This is a genomic window from Peribacillus sp. NPDC058075 (genome assembly GCF_042885195.1).
Lineage (GTDB): Bacteria > Bacillota > Bacilli > Bacillales > DSM-1321 > Peribacillus.
The window spans coordinates 2,558,079-2,583,609 of sequence record NZ_JBHVSL010000001.1 but is presented as its reverse complement, the minus strand read 5'-3'; the positions used below and the strand labels follow the sequence as shown (position 1 = coordinate 2,583,609).

At 37.0% G+C, this 25,531-nt stretch carries 22 protein-coding genes and 5 pseudogenes; 16 read left to right on the top strand and 11 right to left on the bottom strand.

Translation table 11 applies throughout. The features are described 5' to 3' along the window. Positions 1-71: 71 nt before the first annotated feature. The 6 genes from ACFVS1_RS12835 to spoVK all read left to right on the top strand — a co-directional run bounded on the left by ACFVS1_RS12835 (position 72) and on the right by spoVK (position 7,432). Positions 72-848 (top strand): ABC transporter ATP-binding protein, encoded by a 777-nt coding sequence (locus ACFVS1_RS12835; protein ID WP_352921318.1) that lies wholly within the window; start codon positions 72-74, stop codon positions 846-848. Beyond that, positions 826-2,766, top strand: coding sequence for an FtsX-like permease family protein (locus ACFVS1_RS12830; RefSeq protein ID WP_387547891.1), 1,941 nt, complete (start codon positions 826-828; stop codon positions 2,764-2,766). Before ACFVS1_RS12835 ends, ACFVS1_RS12830 begins: the two co-directional genes overlap by 23 nt. A gap of 539 nt (positions 2,767-3,305) precedes the next feature. Continuing rightward, the gene (locus ACFVS1_RS12825; RefSeq protein WP_352921314.1) at positions 3,306-4,631 is read left to right on the top strand and encodes a sensor histidine kinase; all 1,326 of its coding nucleotides are present in this window, start codon (positions 3,306-3,308) and stop codon (positions 4,629-4,631) included. 324 nt (positions 4,632-4,955) lie between these two features. After that, positions 4,956-5,876 carry a tRNA (adenosine(37)-N6)-dimethylallyltransferase MiaA gene (gene miaA, locus ACFVS1_RS12820; RefSeq protein WP_387549342.1) on the top strand — a complete coding sequence of 307 codons (921 nt, stop codon included), beginning with the start codon at positions 4,956-4,958 and terminating at the stop codon, positions 5,874-5,876. 3 nt (positions 5,877-5,879) lie between these two features. After that, entirely contained in the window at positions 5,880-6,113 is a 234-nt protein-coding gene (hfq, locus tag ACFVS1_RS12815) for an RNA chaperone Hfq (RefSeq protein ID WP_034313436.1), read from the top strand. A 362-nt stretch (positions 6,114-6,475) separates the two neighbouring features. Next, on the top strand, positions 6,476-7,432 hold the full coding sequence (gene spoVK / locus ACFVS1_RS12810; protein ID WP_352921311.1) for a stage V sporulation protein K: 957 nt from the start codon (positions 6,476-6,478) through the stop codon (positions 7,430-7,432). A 37-nt stretch (positions 7,433-7,469) separates the two neighbouring features. Here the strand turns inward: spoVK and ACFVS1_RS12805 are convergent, their stop codons facing one another. Beyond that, positions 7,470-8,078, bottom strand: coding sequence for a trimeric intracellular cation channel family protein (locus tag ACFVS1_RS12805; protein WP_352921309.1), 609 nt, complete (start codon positions 8,076-8,078; stop codon positions 7,470-7,472). Positions 8,079-8,242: 164 nt separating this feature from the next. Between ACFVS1_RS12805 and hflX the strand changes: the two genes are divergently transcribed. The 4 genes from hflX to glnA all read left to right on the top strand — a co-directional run bounded on the left by hflX (position 8,243) and on the right by glnA (position 12,750). Then, positions 8,243-9,496 (top strand): GTPase HflX, encoded by a 1,254-nt coding sequence (gene hflX, locus ACFVS1_RS12800; protein ID WP_387547888.1) that lies wholly within the window; start codon positions 8,243-8,245, stop codon positions 9,494-9,496. Between the two features lie 12 nt (positions 9,497-9,508). Further along, the gene (locus ACFVS1_RS12795) at positions 9,509-10,777 is read left to right on the top strand and encodes a methionine gamma-lyase family protein (RefSeq protein ID WP_387547885.1); all 1,269 of its coding nucleotides are present in this window, start codon (positions 9,509-9,511) and stop codon (positions 10,775-10,777) included. 197 nt (positions 10,778-10,974) lie between these two features. Then, positions 10,975-11,379 carry a MerR family transcriptional regulator gene (locus tag ACFVS1_RS12790; RefSeq protein ID WP_101226049.1) on the top strand — a complete coding sequence of 135 codons (405 nt, stop codon included), beginning with the start codon at positions 10,975-10,977 and terminating at the stop codon, positions 11,377-11,379. Between the two features lie 36 nt (positions 11,380-11,415). Beyond that, positions 11,416-12,750 carry a type I glutamate--ammonia ligase gene (gene glnA / locus ACFVS1_RS12785; RefSeq protein WP_352921305.1) on the top strand — a complete coding sequence of 445 codons (1,335 nt, stop codon included), beginning with the start codon at positions 11,416-11,418 and terminating at the stop codon, positions 12,748-12,750. A 116-nt stretch (positions 12,751-12,866) separates the two neighbouring features. On the opposite strand, the pseudogene ACFVS1_RS26895 reads toward glnA, so the two are convergent. Continuing rightward, a pseudogene (locus ACFVS1_RS26895) lies at positions 12,867-12,992 on the bottom strand (site-specific integrase); the annotation flags it as partial. An 874-nt stretch (positions 12,993-13,866) separates the two neighbouring features. On the opposite strand from ACFVS1_RS26895, the pseudogene ACFVS1_RS12780 reads away from it, so the two are divergent. Next, positions 13,867-14,007, top strand: a pseudogene (locus ACFVS1_RS12780) (helix-turn-helix domain-containing protein); the annotation flags it as partial. 451 nt (positions 14,008-14,458) lie between these two features. Next, entirely contained in the window at positions 14,459-15,304 is an 846-nt protein-coding gene (locus ACFVS1_RS12775; RefSeq protein ID WP_387547882.1) for an STAS domain-containing protein, read from the top strand. Between the two features lie 653 nt (positions 15,305-15,957). Here ACFVS1_RS12775 and ACFVS1_RS12770 read toward each other — a convergent pair. Together ACFVS1_RS12770 and ACFVS1_RS12765 are read right to left on the bottom strand one after the other, a co-directional pair. After that, positions 15,958-16,335: pseudogene (locus tag ACFVS1_RS12770) on the bottom strand (helix-turn-helix domain-containing protein); the annotation flags it as partial. 468 nt (positions 16,336-16,803) lie between these two features. Next, positions 16,804-17,615 (bottom strand): annotated as a pseudogene (locus ACFVS1_RS12765) (phage/plasmid primase, P4 family); the annotation flags it as partial. Positions 17,616-17,814: 199 nt separating this feature from the next. Here ACFVS1_RS12765 and ACFVS1_RS12760 point away from each other — a divergent pair. Together ACFVS1_RS12760 and ACFVS1_RS12755 are read left to right on the top strand one after the other, a co-directional pair. Next, positions 17,815-18,249, top strand: coding sequence for a hypothetical protein (locus ACFVS1_RS12760; protein WP_387547879.1), 435 nt, complete (start codon positions 17,815-17,817; stop codon positions 18,247-18,249). 84 nt (positions 18,250-18,333) lie between these two features. After that, positions 18,334-18,648: a peptidoglycan-binding protein gene (locus ACFVS1_RS12755; RefSeq protein WP_387547876.1), complete on the top strand. Its 315-nt coding sequence runs from the start codon at positions 18,334-18,336 to the stop codon at positions 18,646-18,648. A gap of 122 nt (positions 18,649-18,770) precedes the next feature. Here ACFVS1_RS12755 and ACFVS1_RS12750 read toward each other — a convergent pair whose 3' ends face one another. Next, positions 18,771-19,169 carry a hypothetical protein gene (locus ACFVS1_RS12750; protein ID WP_387547874.1) on the bottom strand — a complete coding sequence of 133 codons (399 nt, stop codon included), beginning with the start codon at positions 19,167-19,169 and terminating at the stop codon, positions 18,771-18,773. A gap of 185 nt (positions 19,170-19,354) precedes the next feature. Between ACFVS1_RS12750 and ACFVS1_RS12745 the strand changes: the two genes are divergently transcribed. Further along, entirely contained in the window at positions 19,355-20,167 is an 813-nt protein-coding gene (locus ACFVS1_RS12745; protein WP_387547872.1) for a polysaccharide deacetylase family protein, read from the top strand. Between the two features lie 348 nt (positions 20,168-20,515). On the opposite strand, the gene ACFVS1_RS12740 is transcribed toward ACFVS1_RS12745, so the two are convergent. The 5 genes from ACFVS1_RS12740 to ACFVS1_RS12720 form a co-directional block, all read right to left on the bottom strand. Beyond that, positions 20,516-20,881 carry a hypothetical protein gene (locus ACFVS1_RS12740; protein WP_387547870.1) on the bottom strand — a complete coding sequence of 122 codons (366 nt, stop codon included), beginning with the start codon at positions 20,879-20,881 and terminating at the stop codon, positions 20,516-20,518. After that, positions 20,881-21,120, bottom strand: a complete 240-nt coding sequence (locus ACFVS1_RS12735) for a hypothetical protein (RefSeq protein WP_387547868.1) — start codon at positions 21,118-21,120, stop codon at positions 20,881-20,883. Before ACFVS1_RS12735 ends, ACFVS1_RS12740 begins: the two co-directional genes overlap by 1 nt. A 478-nt stretch (positions 21,121-21,598) precedes the next feature. Then, entirely contained in the window at positions 21,599-22,303 is a 705-nt protein-coding gene (locus ACFVS1_RS12730) for an ABC transporter ATP-binding protein (RefSeq protein WP_352921186.1), read from the bottom strand. Next, a complete protein-coding gene (locus tag ACFVS1_RS12725) occupies positions 22,303-23,424 on the bottom strand; it encodes an ABC transporter permease (RefSeq protein WP_387547864.1) in 1,122 nt (373 codons plus the stop codon). The genes ACFVS1_RS12730 and ACFVS1_RS12725 overlap by 1 nt, the downstream gene beginning before the upstream one ends. A gap of 132 nt (positions 23,425-23,556) precedes the next feature. Beyond that, on the bottom strand, positions 23,557-24,129 hold the full coding sequence (locus ACFVS1_RS12720; RefSeq protein ID WP_387547862.1) for a TetR/AcrR family transcriptional regulator: 573 nt from the start codon (positions 24,127-24,129) through the stop codon (positions 23,557-23,559). Positions 24,130-24,293: 164 nt separating this feature from the next. Between ACFVS1_RS12720 and ACFVS1_RS12715 the strand changes: the two are divergent. Beyond that, positions 24,294-24,621 (top strand): annotated as a pseudogene (locus ACFVS1_RS12715) (DNA cytosine methyltransferase); the annotation flags it as partial. Positions 24,622-24,815: 194 nt separating this feature from the next. Here ACFVS1_RS12715 and ACFVS1_RS12710 read toward each other — a convergent pair. Beyond that, positions 24,816-25,433: a TetR/AcrR family transcriptional regulator gene (locus tag ACFVS1_RS12710; RefSeq protein WP_387547860.1), complete on the bottom strand. Its 618-nt coding sequence runs from the start codon at positions 25,431-25,433 to the stop codon at positions 24,816-24,818. Between the last annotated feature and the right edge of the window lie 98 nt (positions 25,434-25,531).

The following is a 25,531-nucleotide window of genomic DNA, read 5'->3' as shown; positions in this document are numbered from 1 at the left end:
ATGTAATAAACTTCGATGGGAGCCTCCCGCTTTATTCATTATACTTACGGTAAGAAAGGGAGGTATTAAGGATGTCAATTTTAATAGCGGAACAATTATCGAAAACTTATTTTCAAAAGCAGGGGAATTTATTTCATAAAGCGTTACATAATTTTGCCATGAATGTACAGAAAGGGGAATTTGTCGGGGTGATGGGTCCATCAGGCAGCGGGAAAACCACTCTGCTTAACTTAATGGCCACGATTGATAAGCCCACCACAGGGAAAGTCATTCTAAATGATCAAAATCCTAATGAATTAAACAATCAAGACCTGGCTTTGTTTCGCAGGAGGGAAATTGGATTTGTTTTTCAAGACTTCAACCTTCTTGATACACTTACCGTTCGAGAAAATATCCTCCTTCCTTTAGCTTTAGATCATTATAAATTGGAGGAAATGGAAAACAGGGTAAATCAGTTGGCGCGCCTTCTTGGTATAGAAGGGATTTTAGAAAAGCGGACTTATGAAATTTCCGGAGGTCAGCAGCAACGAACGGCTTGTGCAAGAGCGATGATTCATGAGCCTTCCATTATTTTAGCGGATGAACCTACTGGTAATTTGGATTCCAAATCCGCCAAGCAGGTAATGGATACCCTCACGACACTTCAGGAAAAAAAGGGAGCAACCATCCTCATGGTCACTCATGACCCGACTGCCGCCAGCTTCTGTGACCGGATTTTATTCATAAAGGATGGCAAGTTCTTTTCGGAGGTTCACAGCGGAGGGGAAAGACAGAGCTTCCACCAAAGGATTTTAGATACGTTAAGCGTTTTGGGAGGAGTCTTTCATGAACATCCGACTTCTCGCTAAGAGAAATATCCAAGGAAATGCACAACGTTATCTAGCTTATTTTTTCAGTATTGTCCTTTCGGTCTCCATCTTTTTTATTTACGCATCATTTATTTTTCATCCAGATGTGGTCCAGGCGAATATCCCTGGGGGACAGTTAATTAGTAAGGGGCTCATTGCAGCTGAAATAGTGATCATCATATTTTCAGTTTTCTTTATCGCTTATTCGAATGCCGCATTTATACATCCGCGAAAAAAAGAGTTCGGGCTGCTGACACTGCTTGGAATGTCCAAATCCCAATTAAGAAAGCTGATTTACCTGGAGCAAACGATAGTTTCCCTCATATCTATCCTGATAGGAGTAGGGTTGGGATTTTTGTTCTCAAAGTTATTTTTGATGGCAGTTTCTTGGTTATTAGCTGCAGAGCAGCCAATTTCGTTTGTCTTTGTCCCTGAGGCCTTTGTTTATACGATTGTCGGTTTCATCTTGCTATTTCAGCTATTATCGCTCCTTTCTTTATTCCACATTGGAAATGCGGAGGTGGCCGATTTACTAAAAGATAAACAAAAACCAAAAAAGACGCCCTTCGTTTCAAAGTGGTTAATTGCTTTATCAGCAGTTTGCTTAAGCGTTTCTTATTATTTGGCAGGCACTATGTCGTTGAACAATTCTTATATTCGAGTGATGCCCATTTTATTCTTCGTACTGATCGGCACTTATTTTTTATTCAGCCAAAGTATTGTCGCTTTTTGCAGCAGGCTTTACCGGAAGAAGAAAAGCTTATATGGCGGAACGAATTTAATCACGCAAACAAATCTGATATTTAATATTAAGGACTATTCTAGATTATTCTTTTTGACCTCGATCATTACAGCCGTGATTTTGACAGCTGCAGGAACACTTTTCATGTTCAGTGCAGATTTAAAAAAGCAAGGGATGGATAATATTCCGCAATCAATTGGATGGGTTGAAAATGACGCTTCCATTTATTCCGTTATTGAACCATCCGCAGTGGAGAAAATATTAAAGGAAGATGGATTCAAGATCCTTTACGAAGTTAATATGACTGGTGTGCCCATTTCCCATATGGTACCTCATATGAGAACGGGAGAATCCAATGAAAATTTGTCATTATTAATCTCGGAAAGTGATTATAACAATGCGGCTGCATTGCGAAAAATTGATCCAGCAAAGCTATCTGGAAGAGAAGCCTTATACATTTTTCCTTATGGAGGACTTGACTATCAATTCGTCCAAAAGGGGGAGCAAAAGGAGCTTTACTATGGTAAACAAACCATACAGGTAACAATGGTTGGTCAGCGCAATCAATCGATAGTCGCTCCCATAAAATCAGCAACCACCCTGATGGTGGTCGATGATCACCTGTATCATGAAATCACTGCTCATGTACCTTTAAAAGAGAAGGTAAGAGTACGAGGGTATGAAGTTAAGGATTGGGAAGAATCAATGGGAACAGCTGCTAAAATCGAAAAAATGTCTAATAATCCTGACCATAATCAATTGCAAACAAGAGCTCCGATTTATCAAGAAATGAAACAGGGGAGCATTTTGATACTTTTTATCGGATTGTTTGTCAGTTTATTATTCTTTATCGTCCAAGGAAGCATGATGTATCTGCGAGTTTTTACGAATTTAGAAGATAAAAAAATTCAAATTCACGCCCTTCATCGATTGGGCCTGACAAAAAAAGAAATACGGCAAATTTTAAGTGCGGAAATACGGATTCTCTTTTTCGCTCCTTTTCTGATAGGAATGATTCATGCCATAGTCGCCTACGTGGCATTAAGCAATTTATTGGGATCCAATTTGTTTGTCTATTCGGCCATCGTCATCACAACGTATTTTCTTTTTCAACTGCTCTATTATCAAGTAACTAAAAAGATGTATGAGCGGGCAGTCATCCATTCGATTAAATAAAAGCTATCAAATGTAAATGGAATCAGGGGATCAGGCTCTGATTCATTTTTTTTATTCAGGAGATCTCCTCATTGAACTGGCGTTTTCATTAATGAGGAATTAGTGATTATGTACTATTGAAAAAGGCGTGATTCGCTATTTTGCACAAATCATATGAATTATGGTGTGATTTTACAGGTAGATTCTTGTAATATTTTCATATAAAGGGTAAAATTATTTATTTGAAGTGAAAACATCGAACATCCAACCATGATTTCCCTCATTTTTATATACGAAATTATACTGATATAATTATTTATATGGAAATAAATTGATTTAATAGAAATTATTAATAGTTAGGGTGGTTTAGATTAAAATATAAAAAGTTAGATGATCAAAAAATAGTGGATAAACTGTTAATTATTTGATTAATTATAGTATTATATGCCCGGGATTACAGAGAATATTAGATTTTTCTCTATTTCTTTGTCACTTTATATAGTAAACTCAGAATAGGTTCGTTAACTTTTAGCTGCTAGAGATGAGGTAAGTTTAATCCTATGAAAAATAAAAAGTTAAGGGCATTTCTTTATTTGACCATCCTTTTATTGATTGTTTTCATTTTTTTAAATATGTTTTCAACATATTTAAGCATTAAAAATTCTGTGCAAAAATCCGTTGCTAATCAAAACTTGGTAGCCGCTAGATCTATAGCCGACTCGATGGATATGGAGGCTTATCAGCGATTTCTCAATAACCAAGTAAAGAGCCGGGAATATACGGATATAAAAGCATACTTAGAGGATGCCCGAGAAAAAATAGGAGCATTATATGTTTATACCATTTTGATTGATAATCCGAGAGTATCCAAGTGCATGATTACTGGATTTTCAAAAGATCATACAGGGGATTTTCCTATCGGTGGTGCATGTACTGTTCCGCCGGAGCAGGTCAAACAGGGTTATGAAGGCAAAAGCTTCATTACCGGGATTCTAGAAGATCCCGAATACGGTGAGTATTTGACTGTGGGAGTGCCAATGAAAAATCAAGATGGAGACATTATTGGTTTTTTAGGCATTGATGTGAGCGCAGAGGATATTAATGCCATTAACGGCAAGGTAATGAAAAGCAGCATTGCCATTCTTGTTTATAATGGTGGATTTGTTATCATGCTGCTGGTTACCTTTTTTGTCATTCAAAAATGGTATCAAAAGGAACTGACACGTGAAGTGGGGGATACGGAAGATACGTATCAATCGGAATTTCAATCGCTCATTGCTTCAGTCCGCTCATTAAGGCATGATTTTTCCAATCATATACAGGTGATACATGGACTGCTTAAATTAGAGGAGAACGCAAAAGCACTCGAATACTTATCAGGTCTTTCAAAAGAAGTGCATTCGATTGAATCGATGAAATTGGATGTGAGTCATCCGGGATTATCTGTCCTGTTAGAGACGAAAAGGCTCTCGGCCCAGAATTATAACATCGATATTGAAATCGATGTATCACCCGAATCCTTCAATCGGGTCAAAACAACTGATTTGATAAAATTATTATCAAATGTTATAGACAATGCGATTGAGGCAACGATTGAATTGCCAGAACAAGAACGCCGAATGAATATAGCATGTAAAGCCGATGTTGAAAAGTATACGTTTATGGTAACGAACACCGGACCAATGATTTCGGAATTAGATCTGGAGAATATATTCACCAGCGGATTTTCAACCAAAAAGGCACAAAAGGGCAAAGTTCGCGGACAAGGATTGTTCATCGTTAAAGACTTAGTGAACAGATATGATGGAGAGATTCATGTACATTCCTCGGAAGAAGAAACGGCCGTTACGATGATCATACCCGTAAATGGAAAAATACAAAATTGAGAATTGATAAAAAGGCATGATTCAATTATCGGAATTAGAAACCCCTGCTATCAGGAGAAGGGGATTCATTTTTCCACAGTTCCGTAAATGGAGCTATGAGCTTCAAATGCATTTTTGGTATTTTACACTCTGACTATCCAAGAGTTATAAAGATGAAAAGTTGAATAAAAGTACCTGAATTGGACATAATGGGTAGATGTTTAGCTGCTTTCTTCGAGATTATGATAAGATAGGGAAAAAATCAATTAAGGCAGTGAGATTGTGAAACAACAAAAAGGCAAACTTCTCGTGATCATTGGACCGACTGCAGTTGGGAAGACAAAGATGAGCATTGAGATGGCAAAGTTATTTAATGGTGAAATTATTAGCGGAGACTCCATGCAGGTTTATAAAGGGATGGATATTGGGACTGCTAAAATCAAGAGGGAAGAAACAGAAGGAATTCCACATTATTTACTTGATATTAAAGACCCGGATGAACCATTTAGTGCGGCAGAGTTCCAAGAGCGGGCAAATGCTTGTATTGAGGATATCCAAAGCAGAGGTAAACTCCCCATTATCGTCGGTGGAACAGGATTATACATACAATCGGTCATTTATGATTATCAATTTTCGGAGGCGCCATCCGACCCTGTTTATAGGGAGGAACTCGAAAAACAGGTAAGGGAGGCAGGAATTGATCCCGTTTTTGAACAATTACGCAGCGTTGATCCGGAAAGTGCGAATCGGATTCATCCTAATAATGTAAGAAGGGTGATCAGGGCCCTTGAGATTTTTCATTGTACCGGTAAAACGATGAGTGAACAGCTGAATGAACAGCCTACAGAATTGAAATATGATACGTGCATCATTGGGTTGACAATGGAACGTGAAAAGTTATATCAACGCATCGATCAACGTGTTGATGTCATGGTAGAAGAAGGGCTGATTCAAGAAGTGGAGTCATTTCATGAAAAAGGCCTGAGAGATTGTCAATCGATCCAGGCTATAGGCTATAAAGAAATCTACGATTATTTTGATGATATGGCTTCATTGGATGAAGCGGTTGAGACACTAAAGCAAAACTCCCGTCGTTATGCAAAAAGGCAATTGACCTGGTTTCGGAATAAAATGGATGTAAATTGGTTTGATATGACCGATCTCGAGGGTATTCCAAAAAAAATACATGAAATATCTGGATTTATAGCAGGAAAGCTTTTCAGTGAAGGCGAATACATAAATTTAGAGAGAAAAGAGGAGGACTAGTTCATGAAACAATCAGTAAATATTCAAGATCAGTTTCTTAATCAATTACGGAAAGATGGTACGTATGTGACGGTATTTTTATTAAACGGGTTCCAGATTAGAGGACAAGTGAAAGGGTTCGATAATTTTACCGTTTTATTTGAGTCGGAGGGCAAACAGCAATTAGTCTATAAACATGCGATCTCTACATTTGCTCCACAACGTAATGTTCAGATTGATTACGAAGTGAAGGAATAATCATATAAATGTATGTAAAAAACAGGTTTTGCTTATAGCGACCTGTTTTTTTTTGCGTGCATTTCGCTGTTCTTTTTAAAAGAATCGATAATTTTACGTACCTGTTTTGAATATATATCAAGGGACGGATTATTTTCCGGGAAACCGCAGGAAATGACATTCCCCTATATAAATTGGTGAATGGGAATGGAGATTGTCGTAACATATCCTCCAAGGAAAGAATTCTGTCAGAATAAGTCGCTTTTCAGGAAGGGAAAACGGCTTAAATAATCGAATTTTCCGATGGGTTAGTTGTAACCATCATAAATCGAATGAAAATTTGCGGAATTAGAGTAAGGGTCCAAGATGGAGAGGTGAATGCATTGGAACAACCGATCCGTATGAAAAATAACGGGCAAATCAATATTGTGTTTAATGCGGAAAACAGAAAAGCGCTACAAAAGGAACTGCCGATAAAAGAAATTTTGGTGCAGGAAATCCCCCACCAGCATGTGGCATTGAAAGAGATTGAAGATGAGCTGAAATCGCTGGTCGGGATGGAAGAAATGAAAAAGATGATAAAAGAGATATATGCATGGATTTACATCAATAAACAACGTGAAGCAAAAGGGCTGAAGACTGGCAGGCAAGCACTGCATATGATGTTTAAGGGAAATCCCGGAACGGGGAAAACAACGGTTGCGCGTTTGATCGGTAAGTTGTTTCAAAAAATGAATGTACTATCGAAAGGGCATTTAATTGAAGCGGAGAGGGCAGATTTGGTCGGGGAATACATTGGTCATACTGCTCAAAAAACAAGGGATTTAATTAAAAAGGCCATTGGCGGGATTTTATTTATTGATGAAGCCTATTCCTTGGGAAGAGGCGGCGAAAAGGATTTTGGCAAAGAAGCCATAGATACCCTTGTTAAGCATATGGAGGATCGGCAGCACGAATTCATTTTGATCCTTGCTGGATATTCGAGGGAAATGGATTATTTCCTCAGCCTAAATCCCGGACTTCATTCCAGATTCCCGCTTGTTATTGATTTTCCGGATTATACGATTGAACAGTTAATGGAAATAGCCGATCGGATGCTGCAGGAAAAAGAATATCTAATGAATCGGGATGCCGAAAGGAAATTAAAAGAACATTTAATCATATTGCGTTCATATCGGGGACCTATTTCATTTTCAAACGGACGTTATATCCGCAATGTACTTGAAAAGTCAATTAGGGCCCAGGCAATGCGGCTTTTACTGGAGGATTCATTTGAAAAATCCGATTTACTGACGCTTACCAGCCAAGATTTGGTTTTCGAGGATGATGAAAAAGAATGACATGGAAAAGCCCACCAAGATGGCGGGCTTTTCAAATTTATGTTTTAGGCACCCATTTTTTATTAGGGAGATGCCAATTGTTGGTGTAGGAAAGGACTCGCAAAATCGTGATGACGGCAAAAAGCGAATAAAGCTGCCATGACTGGGATAATATACCACTCCCTAAGGCCAAGCCTGCAATGATGGCCCATACTGCGTAGATTTCTTTTCTGAAGACCAATGGCTTTCTGCCGGCCAGTACGTCACGGAGTATTCCGCCGCCGCATCCGGTTAGTGCAGCTGATACAATGATGGCGCTTAATGGATGATTAAGTTCCACAGCATACATCGCCCCTTGGATGGCAAAGGCTGAAAGGCCAATGGCATCACTGAAGTTTCCCCATCTATCCCAGTGCTTTGAAAGGTTTGTAGGAAAAACAAAAACGATGGTGATGGATATTAAAGCGATGACAAAATAGAAACTTTGATCCCATAACGCCGAAACGGGGACACCAATCAGCAGATTGCGGATTGCTCCTCCGCCAAAGGCGGTTATTATTCCTAAAATATAAACTCCTAAAATATCATACTCTTCTTCCATGGCGATGATGGTCCCGCTAATAGCGAATGCAATCGTACCTATGAAGCTTAATACTTCCCATGTCATATGAATGTCCCTCTATGTCTTTTGATTTTGATGATAAAGCCAATATGATTTTAGCATGTTATCGGAATTTTTAAAACGGTTAAAAGCTACGTTTTCAGGAAATTTTTATATAATCCATTTTTTTGTTATGATTAACTGAAATCTACCCGAAGGTGGTGCATGTTTTGGAAGAAGCAACAAAGGAAAAGGCCGTTTTGATTGGGTGTCAAACAACTGAGACTAATGAACGTTTTGAATATTCACTTGATGAACTGGCTTCACTGGCGAAGACGGCGAATGGTGAGGTTTTAATGACCATCACCCAGAAAAGGGAAAGCGTCGATCCAGCTACATATATAGGAAAAGGAAAAGTGGAGGAACTTCGGAATCTGGAAGAGGAACTTGAGCCGGATTTATTTATCTTTAATGATGAACTTTCCCCGAGCCAAATCCGGAACCTTTCAAAGCAATTGGAGGCAAGGATCATTGACCGGACACAGCTAATATTGGATATATTCGCTCAGCGGGCGCGATCCAGGGAGGGGAAGCTGCAAGTCGAACTTGCTCAGCTCCAATATTTATTGCCGCGTTTGGTCGGACAGGGGACGGCAATGTCCAGGCTGGGCGGCGGAATCGGCACCAGGGGACCAGGTGAGACGAAGCTGGAAAGTGACCGCCGCCACATTCGTGGGAAAATAGATGAAATCAAGCAACAATTAAGCGGCATAGTGAAGCATCGTGAACGCTATCGTGACAGAAGGAAACGTAATAAGACCTTTCAAATAGCCCTTGTGGGATACACGAATGCAGGTAAATCAACACTGTTCAACCGTTTGACGGAGGCGGATTCTTACGAAGAGAACCAGTTATTCGCTACACTTGATCCCATGACACGAAAGGCGATTCTTCCTAGCGGATTTACCGTGCTGCTGACGGATACGGTTGGCTTCATTCAAGATTTGCCGACATCTTTAATAGCCGCATTCCGCTCGACCCTGGAAGAAGTGAAAGAAGCGGATCTATTGCTTCATGTGGTGGATTCTTCAAGTACAGATTACTTTAATCATCAGAAAACGGTGCAGGATTTGCTAAATGACTTAGATGTCCCTTCCATTCCACAGCTAACATTGTATAATAAGAAAGATAAGGTTCACGCTGATTTTGTTAGGTCAGTCAGTCGTGCTTCATTAATGGTCAGTGCATATGAACAATCGGATCTGAATGAAATCATGGAAGAAATTGAAAAGAACGTGATTGAAGAAATGATCCCTTATCATGTTTTCCTGCCATCGAGTGAGGGTAAACTATTATCACAGCTGAAAAATGAAACCATATTGCGCACTCTCTCCTTTAATGAAGAATCGGAAAGATATGAATGCAAAGGTTTTTGTCTAGCTGATCATCCAATAACCGGGCAGCTGGAGAAATATTCATTATAAAGGGGAATTTTGATGTATCAGCAGTTAACAAATGGAGAAGTGTTGAAAAACATTGCACAGGAAGTGGAAGCGATGATTTCTCCATTACATAAGCAAGTGGACGAAAGAATTGAAGAAAATCAATTCCGCGTATTACAAAGTTATCAAGCACATAAAGTGAGTGATTCCCATTTCAACCCTACTACAGGGTATGGATACGATGATATGGGCCGCGATACGCTGGAATTGATATACGCAGATGTTTTTGGAGCGGAAGCTGGATTGGTGCGCCCCCAAATTATATCAGGCACACACGCCATCTCCACCGCTCTTTTTGGCATATTGCGCCCAGGGGATGAATTGTTATACATAACTGGAAAGCCGTATGATACTTTGGAAGAAATCGTCGGTATCCGGGGAACGGGCATCGGATCTTTACGTGATTTTCAGATCAGCTATAAGGCCGTTCCGTTAGCGGAAACTGGAAGCGTTGATTTCGAAGCCGTCAAACAAGCCATTCAACCAAATACGAAGATGGTCGGCATACAGCGATCAAAAGGGTATGCTACACGTCCTTCCTTTACGATCGATGAAATAAAGGAAATGATTTCCTTTGTCAAAGACATTAACCCCGAAATCGTCGTGTTCGTGGACAATTGTTATGGAGAGTTTGTTGAGACACAAGAACCATGTCATGTCGGAGCGGATTTAATGGCTGGTTCACTCATTAAAAATCCAGGCGGCGGGATAGTGAAAACCGGTGGATACATTGTTGGTAAAAAGGACCTGGTTGAAGCTTGCTCTTATCGGTTAACATCACCAGGAATAGGGGCTGAAGCAGGTGCGTCGCTTTATAGTCTGCAGGAAATGTACCAAGGATTCTTCCTTGCACCGCATGTAGTGGGCCAAGCTGTTAAAGGAGCCATGTTCACAGCTGCCTTTTTAGAAAAGCTCGGTATGAATACATCCCCAAAATGGGATGCGAAGCGAACTGACTTGATTCAATCCGTTCAATTTGATGACCGGGATAAGATGGTTGCCTTCTGTCAGGCCATCCAATATGCATCACCAATCAATTCACATGTGACACCATATCCTGCTTATATGCCGGGATATGAGGACGATGTAATCATGGCTGCAGGCACCTTTATACAGGGGGCCAGCATTGAACTGACGGCAGATGGTCCCACAAGGGCTCCGTATGTTGCCTACGTTCAAGGCGGATTGACATACGCCCATGTTAAAATAGCTGTATTGACTGCTGTGAATGCGCTAATGGACAAAAAGCTGATTCAATTGTAAATGAAATTTAATTAGGCAGGTAATGGGAATCCAGATACAATTGGATTCCAGTAAAAACAATAGTCGAAATATTTGTGTAGTAACAAATCGTTTAATTTTTCTGAAAAAATTCACGTTATAAAATGTAACATCATATTGACAAGTTTAATAACATGATATAAGATTACTTTAAGATAAACAAAAGGAGGATGCTAAGAATGAGCGGCAACAACATTCGGCGTTCGATGCCTCTTTTTTCCATCGGAATCGTCATGCAGTTAACTGAGTTGTCTGCACGCCAAATTCGGTATTACGAAGAGCATCAACTTATTACTCCTATGAGAACAGATGGAAATCGTCGGGTTTTTTCATTAAATGATATCGATCGGCTGCTTGAGATTAAAGATTTAATCGAACAAGGAGTCAATCTGGCCGGCATTAAAAAGATTTTCACTGTAAAGGAACAGAATTTACCTAAAACTCAAGAATTAGAACAAGCGGAAAAAATAAGGCATGACCTTAGTGACGAGGAGCTCCGAAAGCTTCTGCGTTCCGAGCTTTTACAAGGAAGCAAGCATCGAACATCTCTTAGACAAGGGGATATGTCCCGTTTTTTCCAATAAAAAATATGATTTAAGAATTATTAGGGGGAATAGAAATTGGCAAAGTTCACACGTGAAGACATCACTCGTTTAGCGAAAGAAGAAAATGTTAAGTACATTCGTTTACAGTTTACTGACATTTTAGGGACAATTAAAAACGTTGAAATCCCAGTCAGTCAATTAGAAAAAGCACTTGATAATAAAATGATGTTTGACGGATCTTCCATTGAAGGCTTCGTTCGTATCGAAGAGTCTGATATGTACCTATATCCTGATTTAAACACATGGGTTATCTTCCCTTGGACTTCCGAAAAAGGTAAAGTGGCACGTTTAATCTGTGATATTTACAATACGGATGGCACACCTTTTGATGGAGATCCACGTGCTAACCTAAAACGTGTTCTTGCAGAAGCAAGAGAAATGGGCTTCACAGATTTCAATCTTGGACCTGAACCTGAATTCTTCCTATTCAAACTGGATGCAGCAGGCGAGCCGACGCTGGAATTGAACGATAAAGGCGGATACTTTGACCTTGCACCTACTGACCTAGGAGAAAACTGCCGTCGTGATATCGTTCTTGAGCTTGAAGAAATGGGATTTGAAATCGAAGCATCCCACCATGAAGTAGCTCCGGGACAACATGAAATTGACTTTAAATATGCAGATGCGATCTCAGCTTGTGATAACATCCAAACATTTAAATTGGTTGTTAAGACGATTGCCCGCAAACATGGTTTACACGCGACATTCATGCCAAAACCATTGTTCGGTGTTAACGGATCTGGTATGCACTGTAACGTCTCTTTATTCAAAGGCAAAGAAAACGCATTTTATGATAAAGAAGGTAAATTGGAACTAAGCAAAACAGCTGAGCAATTTATCGCAGGTATCATTAAGCATGCTCCAAGCTTCACTGCGGTAACAAACCCAACTGTTAACTCATACAAACGTCTAGTTCCTGGTTACGAAGCCCCTTGTTATGTTGCATGGTCCGCTAAAAACCGTAGCCCATTAATCCGTATCCCAGCATCACGCGGAATAAGTACTCGCGTTGAGGTACGTAGTGTCGATCCAGCAGCAAACCCATACTTGGCACTTGCAGTTCTACTAAAAGCTGGTCTTGACGGTATAAAGAACGACTTGACTCCACCGGCTCCAGTTGACCGCAACATCTATGTTATGAATAAAGAAGAACGTGAAGAAGTAGGTATCGTTGATCTACCAGCTACTTTATATGCTGCATTGGAAACATTAAAATCTGATGAAGTCATCAAAGAAGCATTAGGTGAACATTTACTTGAACACTTCATCGAAGCAAAAGAAATCGAGTGGGATATGTTTAGAACACAAGTACACCCATGGGAACGCGAACAATATATGTCCATGTATTAATATCTCAAACCCTTGGCACCTTTGGTGTCAGGGTTTTTTTTATTTCGGGCATTTATTCATAAAATCTTATGAAGTTATAAACTGCCCGATAAATGCCCGGAAAAAACTTTAAAAAATTATTCAAGGACATTTTTCATATGCTCCTCGAATTTATCCATTGTGTCATGTTCAATTTTTTTACTAATATGTGAGTAAACATCTGCTGTGATTTGCATACTGCCATGACCTAAACGCTCGGCTAATGGCAAAAGTACAGGAACCATTTCATTTCAAGAAACCGAATTAGGACAGGGAAAACTAGCCTGATTTGTGTTGCTGAGGGCGATTCTACGCAACTTAATTTTTGCTTGCTGGGTTATTGTATTGCCGATTTGATGTGTCGAAGAGGTGGTTGTGTTTTTTACTAATTTGGAATACTCATTCCCTTTTTTAAAAATTCGCAACTCGCTTTCCATACTTTTGGTGGGTTACTAATTCCACTTTTTAAACCAATCCACACAAAAAGCCACCTTAAAAAAGATGGCTTTACCTCTTACGTCTTAATAATAAGGGTTAACATGGTAAAAGTGAGGACTAAAATGGTAAAAGTGAGGATTAAAATGGTAAGGATTAACATGGTGAAGGTAAGGATTAACATGGTGAAGGTAAGGACTAAAATGGTGAAGGTAATGGTGAAGGAAAACATGATGAGGAGGATTACGGAAACCAAATTCATTTAGACGCCAATCGCGGCCCATAGTCTAACACACCTTTTTTCCATATCTTATGAATGGGGAAATGTGTATGATTGGGTCTTTATTTAATTTTATATTCCTCATACGCTTTCTTCTAGCGTGTACCTGACGTTTGTTTAAACCGTTTTTGAAACTGTATCATCATACGTTTCTTAGTTCCAGCAGCCATGTTGCTTCCTTCCCTTCATATCATCTGTTAAAAACGTAGCTATAAGACAATTTCCCGACCTTTAAACGTAAGCTAATAGTTTTCCCTCGGCATCCTTTTCCACATCGGAAAACGACTCTATATAGTCGTTTTTTAGCCTTTTTATGTGCTTGGGTACGGTCGTGTAGATGTCCCATAGTTTAGTAGCTGATTCGTATGCAATAACGGTCTCTACGTAAAGGGAAGGACGAGAAGGACGTTAAAAAGGCGTTAAAGCTGTATGATGAAAGAGAATCTAACGGTTTAAGCGTTAATGATATAGCTAAAATGACTGGCGTTCCACGTTCCACTATTTACGCTAAAGTGAAAGAGATGACTAGCAAGTACTTTCTATATATTCCTTTATCCAGTTATATTACCATGGAAAAAATATCTTTTGGAAAAACAGTTAAAAAGAAAAATCCCTTCTCTTATTGAGAGGGGCTTTGTTTCCATTTAAGAAGGTGAATCACATTTATAATATAGTTGGGTTTAAATTCCTTTAATTTTAAGAATTTTGAATAAGTTCATTTATAATTCGACATTGAGTATATTTAAGAAGTTAAGAGACTATAGTTAAAGAAGTATCTAAAGGCAATATATTGATTTTTCCAATTAAGCAAAGACTAAACGCTTCATAAAGAGGCGTTTTTTGTTAATATTTTTGTAATAAACATATTAATTAAGCAAACATTGTAGACTACCTACACTTAAAAAGTTACATTAAAGATAACAAGCTTTATTCCATTTAAATAAATCATAATATCAATGACAAGGACGTGGTAAAATGAATTCCTTTTTGATGATAGCAAAATACCTCATTGATAACTCTGAAACATTAGCTAAAAAAATCGTTGATGATATTATTCGAAGGTTAGGTGTTGATTTTCCCGAAGCAGAGAGGAAGTATTATAATGATGTTTACATCGATTTTATAGAATTTTTGGCTGAAACCATTACGCTAGGTGAAAATAGAGTTCCACAGCGTTTTATTGAAATGAGCAAAGAAAATGGAGAGCGACAAGCAGCTTTAAAAGGAAGAATTTCAGGCATGATAGGACGCTATCCTTCTATTCGTTTAGGTTTTATAGAACAAATGACTAAAATTGCAATAGAACATAAGCTTTCTGTAGAAGACACAGTGACTTTAAATAAAACAGTTAGTCATATGCTTGACATCAGTGTTACAGAAACAATACTTGCCTTCGAACGTGAAAAAGATACTCTGCTCGATAAAAGAGAAAGAGAAATAAACAAACAGCAAAAAGCCATCAATGAATTATCAGCTCCCATTGTTCCAATTCAAGACGGGATTGCTATTCTCCCATTGATTGGAGAAGTAGATTCTTATAGGGTTGAATATTTCTTGAATAAGGTTTTACCGGGTATTCCTCGATTAAATATTAAGTGTCTTATTATTGATTTCTCTGGTATTGTGACCATCGATACAAACGTTGCAAGCCATTTGTTTAGGGTTTACGATATTCTTCATTTGTTAGGAATGCACGTAGTTTTTACTGGCATTCGCCCTGATTTAGCAACACAAGTTATAAATGAAGGCATCAATTTTTCAATGATTGAGACATATGCAAATGTCATGAAAGCCATAGAAGACATGAAGAATCGGTGTTAGAATTGAAAACAAAAGGGATATCAATGTGAAAATTTTGAAGTTCTTCAAAGATATATTGAAAAATAATGAATTACAACCAGATGAACCTAAAGCAGTTAATAACCAAGCAGAAAAGGGAGAGAAAACAAGGATTTTCCAAATAACTAGATATTCAAATTAAAGCTACGAATCCAGTTCGCAGCTTTTTTTAATTCTTTGAAATGTCATGAAAATACTGAAGAAGCTTAAATTCTTATTTTCTTGGCTCTGTTAAATAACGATGTTTATTTTTTACCAGTAGAATGATGAAATTTACACAGCAATTGGAATTGTTTGCAAAAATGGAGTGCGGGAAGTGAAATTTAACCTTTTGGAGGGAAAATGAGTAAAAAACTACATATTTATTGTCGCTGGTGTTATTATTTTAGTCTCAATGTTCCAAGTCGTTTTATCTTCCAGAAACAATCTCCTTCCTAATGTTGTCATTGGATTATTTCTAGTGTGTTATTGGCTACAAAAAGTTAATTTTATGAAAATTACTAGAGTTATAGGCGTATGCGTTACCGTGAAACTTTTTATATTCTCTGCAATGCCTTTACTCGATATCCTATTTCCTTCTGCCCCATAGATAATAAGACCAAGTAAAAGAAGAAGTTGCTCAGCAATCTTTTTTACATTTCATCTTTCACAGGTTGAATAATAATGGCGTTAGCTGTTTGCATCATATCCTTTTTTCTCTTCATAGGTACCTGGCGGATCATGCCGAGGACTTCAAGTTTTTTCATTAAACGTTGGACGGTTTTATAAGAAACTTCAAGCTTAGCTGCAATTGTAATTTTACACATGTAGCTCACACCTATTTGCTTGCAGCTATGACGTTTAAGAACTTCTAGTATTGCGATAAGTCTGTCATATACATCAGTACGCTTAATAGACATACGAATAGTATCTCTGTATACACGGACTGTTTTATTCATTTCTTCTCTTTCAATGAATGATGATAGATGGTTATATGCTTCTTCATTTGAAATTACATCAATACGCTTCTTCATAAACTTTGTCTCCTCTTTGGAAACAAAAAAGCAACGATTCACCATTGATTAGCAAACCGTTGTGAAGAAACCCATAATGTATTAAGCTACTCTATGGGTACAGCAAGTGTTTGCCTACACAGAGTAGGCGGACGGTTTAAGAAGTGCTACCAACACGACTTAAACACGCTTTGCTTTTTTATTTTGTTTTATTAAAAAAGGTGAATAGTTCACTAAAATTCTGCCCGAAAATCACCCGATAAATGCCCGATAATGCTTGAGTTATTATGATTTATTTTGATAGATAAATACAAGTGAACCCTTATAAATAGGTATTTTTAAGAAAGAATGACATTAAATTAACGGTAAGTACATGTTTAGAACACAAGTTCACCCATGGGAACGCGAACAATATATGTCCATGTATTAATATCTCAAACCCTTGGCACCTCTGGTGTCAGGGTTTTTTTATTGTGGTGAAAAGGGTGTATTTTTCTTTTTTAAGAAAGTGTCACTGTTTGTCTGCCTGCCGTAATCCCCAAGTAGATCCTGGATTTTATTTATGAATGTTGATATACCATTTCGACCATTACCGAAAGGAAAAACATAATTTGTTCCTTTGTTACACCAGTAAATAAATATCCAATGGCTTTCTGAAGAAATTCAATGAGTCTTTCTAAGAATCTAATCCAGTTCGGATATTTTGCATCCTTCTTATATTCGATTGGAGAAATCTTTAAAGAGCAAATCCCTATCATGAGGGCTTAATTCCCCTGTCTTCAGGTCAATGACTACATTATCACAATTAAAAAGAAATTTATAAGCGTCCAGGTCTTTCTTTTTTATAGAAACCATGGGTCTTACATCCAAGATGCTATTTATTCGAATGGCACGCTTCTCACACTTTTTTGCCCAATCATTTAATTGTTTTGCACGATATCTGTCTTCTTCCGTTTTTGACTCCTGGTATAGCCCTCTAAGCGTTTTGGCAGCAAGGCAAGAGCTTCAAATATTCCTTTTGCTATCCTCCTGCCACTGCTTTCCGTTCCATATGAGCCATTCCAGCTCGTTACAGTACCGGATATTATCCCCATGGTTTCAGCGTTCCCTACTTCCGTTAAATGAAAATTAGGTACCTTATCAATGATCTCTTCAGTATCTTCAATTTCATGTTGTTCATCGGAAATGTATATTTCATATTTTTTTTCTTCCGGAGGCTCGAAATCAGATATGGTTGAAGGAGTAGCAAGAATGGCCGTTTCAATTGTCATTTGACCATATGTACGACCATCCCCTGAATGCTAGAAGGTTTCAAAAAAGAAAAAGGGGCAAAAAATAAAACCTTTCTTCTTGGAATTACATTGAATCAATATGCAGGTGCGAGATAACTGCCCATCGGGTGGCTTTTTATTTAATGCCTGTTAAAGGTTTATTGTATACTTTGTAAAATTAACGGGGCAAGATATCTAATATGCTTATAAAGTGAGGAAGGAGTGAAGTATGCTTTTCCATATTATTGTTGGTTTTATACTTCCTTGGGTCCTAGGGTTATATTTGTTAAGAAATCAAACAAGGCTTTTCATTATTTTTTATCCAATTGGTTCAGCGACAAGTTTTCTAATAAATGGAATTGGATTTGCTTACTTTTGGAAGATGGATAAGGAACTTGTTGCAATTTTATATGATATAGGATTTTATCCTATAGCGTGTTGCTTATTTATAGCCAGCATCCATTTTGAAAAGATGACTGTTATTACAAACTTTCTGGTTTTTACATTAGGTACAAATTTCTTTGAATTTGTAATTGTCCTACTTGGCAAATTAGAATACAGAAATGGATGGAATATATATTGGTCTGCAGTCAGTCAGTTATTTACTGGCCTATTTAATAGTTTATGGTTATTACAAAATAGTGCAGAAGTATTTTGCATTTAAAACATCTAATGATTTAGGGAAATGATGAAACGCCTTAGGGCGTTTTTTTGTTGCCTCAAAAATTTAAAAAGAAGACGATGGAAAATGACAGTAGCATTGCAAACGTTATTGGATAGTTTTAAAAATATGGGTTCTGGTATGAATTCAGTTGTTAAAGCTTCTGCTTTAGAAATGATTAAGCGTGCTTATAAAGAAGGGATTTACGCTCAAATCAGCGCAGGTTATCGCTCAATGGAAGAACAGGCGGCACTTTATACCGAAGGATATAACCCTGGCTCACTTGACTCTATCTTCGGAAAAGATACTGAATTAGCATTATCTAAATTCCAGAAAGCTAAAAAGATACCTGCAGATAAGAAGGCAGGTGAAGCTACTTTCACTGAATTGTTTGCAGTATAATCCATAGCCCTTACTCGTTTTGAGTAGGGGCTATTTTATTAAAAGTCTCTGATAAAGTGTGTTGTTGAATTAAGATGAAAAAAGAAACCAGACTAAAGAATAGCATGGTTAAACATCAGTAATTATTTATAATAGCGATGTAGATCTCCGTTACGTTCCACCAAGTCCGCCGCAGCCGCAGCTTCTTCATGAATATCTTCTAATTTATTCATCATTTGATTATGCTTTCTTTCTTTATCCAGCATTTGCGCACATTCTTTTAGGTTGTCTGCTAAAAAGTGGTCCAAATAATAGGCAAACCTATTTAATGTTGATGTATCACAATACGTTCTAGGCAAACCCGTTTTTTTACTAAACTCACTATAGGTATTTTCTATTTCGTGTTTTATCTGCTTCAACTTTCCAAAGTTAATTATATTTCCTAATAAAAAGCTATACGCAGCATAGATAAGATTTAGGAAAGGAAGAAAACAAACTAGCCGTATAAAAAATGCAGCTCCAATAGATATCGGTACTAACATTAACAATTCTGCAATTTCCGTGTACATGGATTGTTGAGATAAATATATGGGTATTGCCATGATCAACACTGATATTAGAAGGCTGCCTCAGCAACACCCTAAATACTGCCAATCACTTCGTGTTTTTCATTAAAATTTTTAATAAGGGCATCATAAACTAAGTCGTTAAATGAGGAGTGTGTCAAATGAAAAAAATATTGTTTTTTATCTTTCTTTTATTATTTCCTTTTTTTTTCTTTCAAATAAATGTGTCCGCATCCACTAAAAGTCGTGAGGAATATGAAAAAACTGGACATGTTATTTGGGAAGTTAACACAAAGGAAAAATTAGTTGCCATTACTTTTGATGATGGACCTCATCCGTTTCTTACCTCACAAATACTTGATATATTAGCTAAATATGATGCTAAAGCGACCTTTTTTGTAGCTGGTAATAAAGTAATAAGATTTCCTGAGCTATTAAAACGGGAAGTAAAAGAAGGACACGAAATTGCCAATCATACTTATCATCATATATACGGAAATATTACATCAGCAAAACTATCATCAGAAATAGAAGAAACAGATAAAATTATACAGAAGACGGTTGGTTTAAAAACGACTCTTTACCGCCCTGTAGGTGGTTTTTATAATGATTTAATTATTAATACTGCTTTAAAAAACAAAAAAGATGTCGTTTTATGGTCATGGGATCAGGACTCTCGTGATTGGGCAAACCCACCTGCAAGTCAAATTTATAATTATATAACAAAAGGAGTAAAACCAGGTAATATCATTCTATTTCATGATTGGCATGGTAGTGAATTTACTCAGACTTCTCAAACAGTTATTGTATTAGATAACATTTTGGGGTTTTTATACGATAGAGGCTATAAATGTGTAACTGTATCTGAATTGCTCTACCAGTCGACACAAATAATTCCAGACTCTTTTGAAATTTATCCTACAAAAAGAGAAAATTTTCGCATAAGGAGTCAAATGCACATAAAAGAGAGATAGATCATAATCTCTCTTTTTCCACTAACCTGCCCCGATAGTTGCTTAAGAAAATCAGCAAAAATATTTAATAGAAAAAGAATTTGAAAAGAATTGATCAGACTAAATAAAGGAATAAAATATTCTGGGCGGTTAAAAACCTTTTCTGAGATTAATTAAGATTGTCCATAAAATCCGCATCAAAGTAACGAACGTTCAAATGCTTGTTCACAATTCCATTAAATAAGCAAATTGCCCTTTATGCATCTTAACTCCACTCTTAACCTTCATCGCAAATTCCTTGAATGCTTTAGTGCCGATTTCTATTTCCTGTTTACTAGTGTTAGTAAAATAATCAACCACTCTATTACATTACTTAATAACCTTCAAAAATTTCTGTATAGTTTCAGCTTTTTTGTAGAAAGAACCAACTAGGTTACTAAATACACTCGGAACCCAACGGGCTACAAAATTCGCTTGTTTTAAAGGGTTTTCTAGAAAGTTTTCCACTTGAGAGAATTGAGCGACGGTTTTACGTTTATTGTTTTTAATATTTTGTTTTAAGAAAGAGGTAGTTGTTTTAATGGCCGGACACTTCCTGGACTCTTTCACAGGGGGCTTGCCGGTCATTTCATCTTTCACAGGTTGAATAATGATGGCATTGGCTGTGTGCATCATATCCTTTTTTCTCTTCATAGGTACCTGGCGGATCATGTCGAGGTCTTCAAGTTTTTTCATTAAACGTTGACCTGTTTTATAGGATACGTCAAGCTTATTCGCAATTGTATTCTTGCACATGATTCTTTTCTTGTTTTGATTTTTCCAAATTTCTTAAGAATATTTCCCCCTTTTTTAGCTGTATAGCTTGTATCTGTATAAGGAGAACCTGATGCAGATTTAGAAAATTCTAATTTATTGACTAAAATATTTGAACCACCTGATTTTTCGTAAATATGTATTGTATTTATTTTTTTCATTATAAAAGAGCACTAATCCTTTTGGAATCAATGCATCTATAGGAAAGGGACCATTTTGCCCCTTTTTCTTGACTCATAATATACAAGGAGTGAGTTTAACCATCATATTACGCTCCTTTATCCAGAAAGGTTGCCTTACGTAATGCTATTAAAGGAGTAATCCATTAAGAAGAGACACGAATAGCAGACTTATTCCCTTTTATAAGAATAGACATTTCTTTTGATAAAAAAGAAAAGAAAATTGATACTTACTACTGATGATGCTCACAATAAAGTGAGGCAGCATTTCTGCTGCCTCTATTTGTAGTGAAGGAAAGACAGAGGCTCTATTCCTTCTTGCAATGTTCCTGCCTAGACAGCTTTTAATCCTTCCTCTAAACGATTTAATTTAGATGAAGCTTATTCATTTGACACAATCGAACGCTATTTAGCCGGATTACTTTGGAAAAGTCTTTTTTACTAACGATTACTTTCCCCTTTATTGTTTTACCGCATGTAACGAATGGTCTTCAAGAGGGGTCAATACGCCATCTTCTATAAGATAAACACGATCACAGTATTCCAGCATACGCTCATCATGCGTTACCATAATGGCAGCTTTTTTCCGTGCCTTTACTTCTTTTGAAATCAATTTTACCACTTCATGTGCTCGATTAGAATCAAGGCTAGCTGTTGGCTCATCTGCAAGAATGATTTTAGAATTATTCATAAATGCACGGGCAATGGCAGCACGTTGGCGTTCTCCTCCAGATAATTCATTAGGAAACTTATTCAACTTAGAACTTAAGCCTAATTCCATAAGTAACTCTTTTGCAAATGCTTTGTCTGCAGCACGTACAGCTCCAGCCATTTTTTTAACAACTAGCAGTTGATCAAGAACTGTTAAGTAAGGAATTAAGTTTGACGTTTGCAAAATAAAGCCTATTTCATTTAAACGAACTTGGGAAAGTTGTTTCTCTGATAGGTTGGCAATATTAACACCGTCAATTATGACTTTCCCTTTTGAAGATTGTAAAAGCGCTCCAGCAATGGATAAAAAGGTACTTTTTCCAGAACCGGAAGGTCCAATAATTGCTACAAATTGCCCTGGTTCGACAGTCATGGAAACATTATTGAGAGCAATGACTTGACTGTCTCCTTCTTTATATATTTTTGATACATTTTCTAATTGAAGTCCAGCCATTATTCTACCCTCCCAAGTGCAGTAAGTGGATCGATTTTTGTTATTTTCCGAACGGAAATGAGCGAACTAAGCACACTAATTAATAAAAGCAGAACACCATAAATGACAACAAGTTTTACATCTAAATTAAATGGCATGCCTTCCGGAAGAATCAAAGCTGTTCCATAGGTTAAAGCAATTCCTACTAAAATGCCGATTAAAGACAATAAGAATACTTGTGATACAATGGCTTTTGCAATAAAGCTATTACTTGCGCCAATGGCTTTCATCACACCAAATTGGTTTGTTTTTTGTATCGTTAATACGTAGAAGAATACAGCAATCACAAAAGCCGATATAACGATCAAGAATACAAGCATCATCATAATGGTCCCATTTTCAGCTGTATACCCTGGCATTCCTTGTATAGCTTTATTTTTGGATACCGTTTCGATACCATTTATTTCTTTGTCTAATGTTTCAGGATTTACATCTGGACCTTGCAGAACAAATGCATTGACTGCATCTTCCATTCCATTATTAGAACCAGGAGCGGAAAATTTATATAAACGCCATTTATCCATCGTTGTAAACAAAGCAGGTAAATGATTATATGTTTCGTTTTCTACAAAACCGATGATTTTTATTTTTTCCATTGAGCCATCTAAAGACAGGCTATCCCCAATTTTGTAGCCTTGATCTTTTAATCCATCATTAGCTAGAACACCTAATTGGTTACCTTGATCTAACTGTTTACCTTCAATCACTTTAGGTTCCAAAAAAGTTCCTGGATTAATCCCTAAAATCGCTATATCCGTTTTGTCTTCATTTCCAGGTCCATCTTCATTTAAAATGGCTCCCATCGCAGAACCGAATGGAGAAACCACTTCTACATTAGATTGTTTTTCGATATCAGATAGTAGTGACTCTGATAGTAAAGACTTGCTGAATGTGGAACCCGAACCTTTTTCATACACTACATAATCAGCATCCATATTTTTTATAGATGCTGCACTTAACGTTGATAGTCCATTACCCAAACCAGAAAGAATAAACACAAGCCAAGCTATTAAAACGATGATCAGGCCAATCATCGTGAAGCGAAGTTTTCCTTTCTTTAACTCCTTTAAAGCTAAAAACATATTCGAACACCCTCATTCTTTTAAAAGTAAAATCCAAAATGAAATCATCACATTCTGGAGAAAAAGATGTTTGTACAAACAAAATAACACTAGTGTAACTTTGATTATAGATTAAAGTTACACTAGTGTCACTTATTTAATTTTATAAATTCCATGACCAACAACTTCTTTTATGTAATGCAACCATTCCTCTTGTGGAATCCCTCTATGGTTTGGAATTGCAATACTTTGGAAGATGAAACCCAATATCATGTCATTAGGAAGTTTTTCACTAAGTAGGTTTTCCTTTTTTCCTAGATTGATTAATGACTGCAGTTGTGAATACATATCAAAATGCAGCTTTTGCAGCTGATTCTTTTTCATTGAAATATCCGAGCTATTTTCTTGAATTTGGTGTGCCATTCCTAAAATTTGATGAATATCCGAATAGGCAAAAATTAGCGTTAGCAGTTGATCTAATTGTGACGTGAAATCAGCTGTGCTGTCGATCTCTTGTAGATCACTTAATATTTTTTCCATTTCACTTACCATATAATCAATAATAAGTTCTTCTTTATTCATATAATGCTTGTAAATTGCCGCTCTAGAAACATGTAAGGCTTCTGCTAACAGGCTAAAAGAAAATCCCTCGTAACCTTGCTTTAATAAAAGCGAATTGGTCGCTTTAAAAATTTCTTGTGTAGAAAATTTTTTCTCACGTGCCATTAAACCACCTCATAATATGACAGATTTTCGCTTATAGAATAGGCAAAAATCACTCGATTTCAAAACAAATTATCTAAGATAGTGTTATGTTATCACTCATAGTATTCTAAAACCACATTATCCATTAATATTTCATGTTGTTAAGGTTTTTAATTCATAAAGGCGCGCTTCAATCACTTGGCTATCAAGTTGAATTTAAGGAGCTACGTGCTTGTGATTACGGTGCGCTACAATTCGAAAGAGATTTTTCATGATTGATCGTTGCGATGGTAAACTGATAACATGGCCACAACCGACTCATGGTGATCCAAACAGTTTAGACGTACAGGTCGGAAAAGTAAGGCTTGGGTATCTTCCTCCGAAATTATTGATTGGGATATTGGAGCACCTAGCATTTTTAATCATAAAAAGGATTTGTCCTACAATACACTTAGGAGAATTAAAAAAGGAATCCAAAAGTTTGTGGTGGATAATCCAAAACCTTTTATAGTACCAGGTGAGGAATATAAAGCAGCGTTTCTATCCAGTTATTATACAGAGACTTCAAAGAATGAGGTCAAAGGCTTTCTTTAGATGGTCCATTGCATACGATTACCGCAGGTTGAAATAGATTCGCTTTAGTCACAGCATTTTTAACGAATAAAGGGACAGTACCTGTTTTTTTAGGTACTGTCCCTTTTACTAATTTATTTTTTTAATCCAGCAGCAAAGAAGGGACCATTAACTGTAATAGTCGATAGAATTCGTGCCATTTCTTGAGGAGATTCTTTCCTGCCACTATCCAACCATTGTTGAATTACTCCTATATGGGCAGATGCAACATAGGAAGCTAAATATTGTCCTGGAACAAGTAAATTCTCCTTCTTAAAAAGTGCATCTGGGTTATTCCCAAACATTATTCTCCAAATAAAATCTTTCAGCCTTGTTTGAAATGATAAATCTCCTTTTGGACCTAACACCGCTTTCATAAAACCACTATTTTCATTTAGATATTCAAAAATTGAAACTGCAAAGGGTAATGGTGTTAAAGTCGGTGAATTGGTTTCAAGTACGGCAATAACTCCTGGGATGTTCTGTTTTGCAATTCTGTACATCTCAAGCATAATTTCGTCTTCACATTTAGTTATTAAATCGAATTTGTCTTGATAGTGTGCATAAAATGTTCCTCGATTAATCCTCGCTCTGGTTGTAATGTCTTTAACTGTAATGGCCTCGAAACCTTTTTCATCGATTAATTCTACTAGGGCAACCCGGATGGATTCTTTTGTCCGAATGACCCGTAAATCCGTATTACTTTCACGCAAGGTACTTCCTCCCTTACTTTTATCCAACACATTAATAAAAAGTGTTCCATAACCAACACATCCGACATTTTTGATTATTGAACAGAAAATGATTCAAT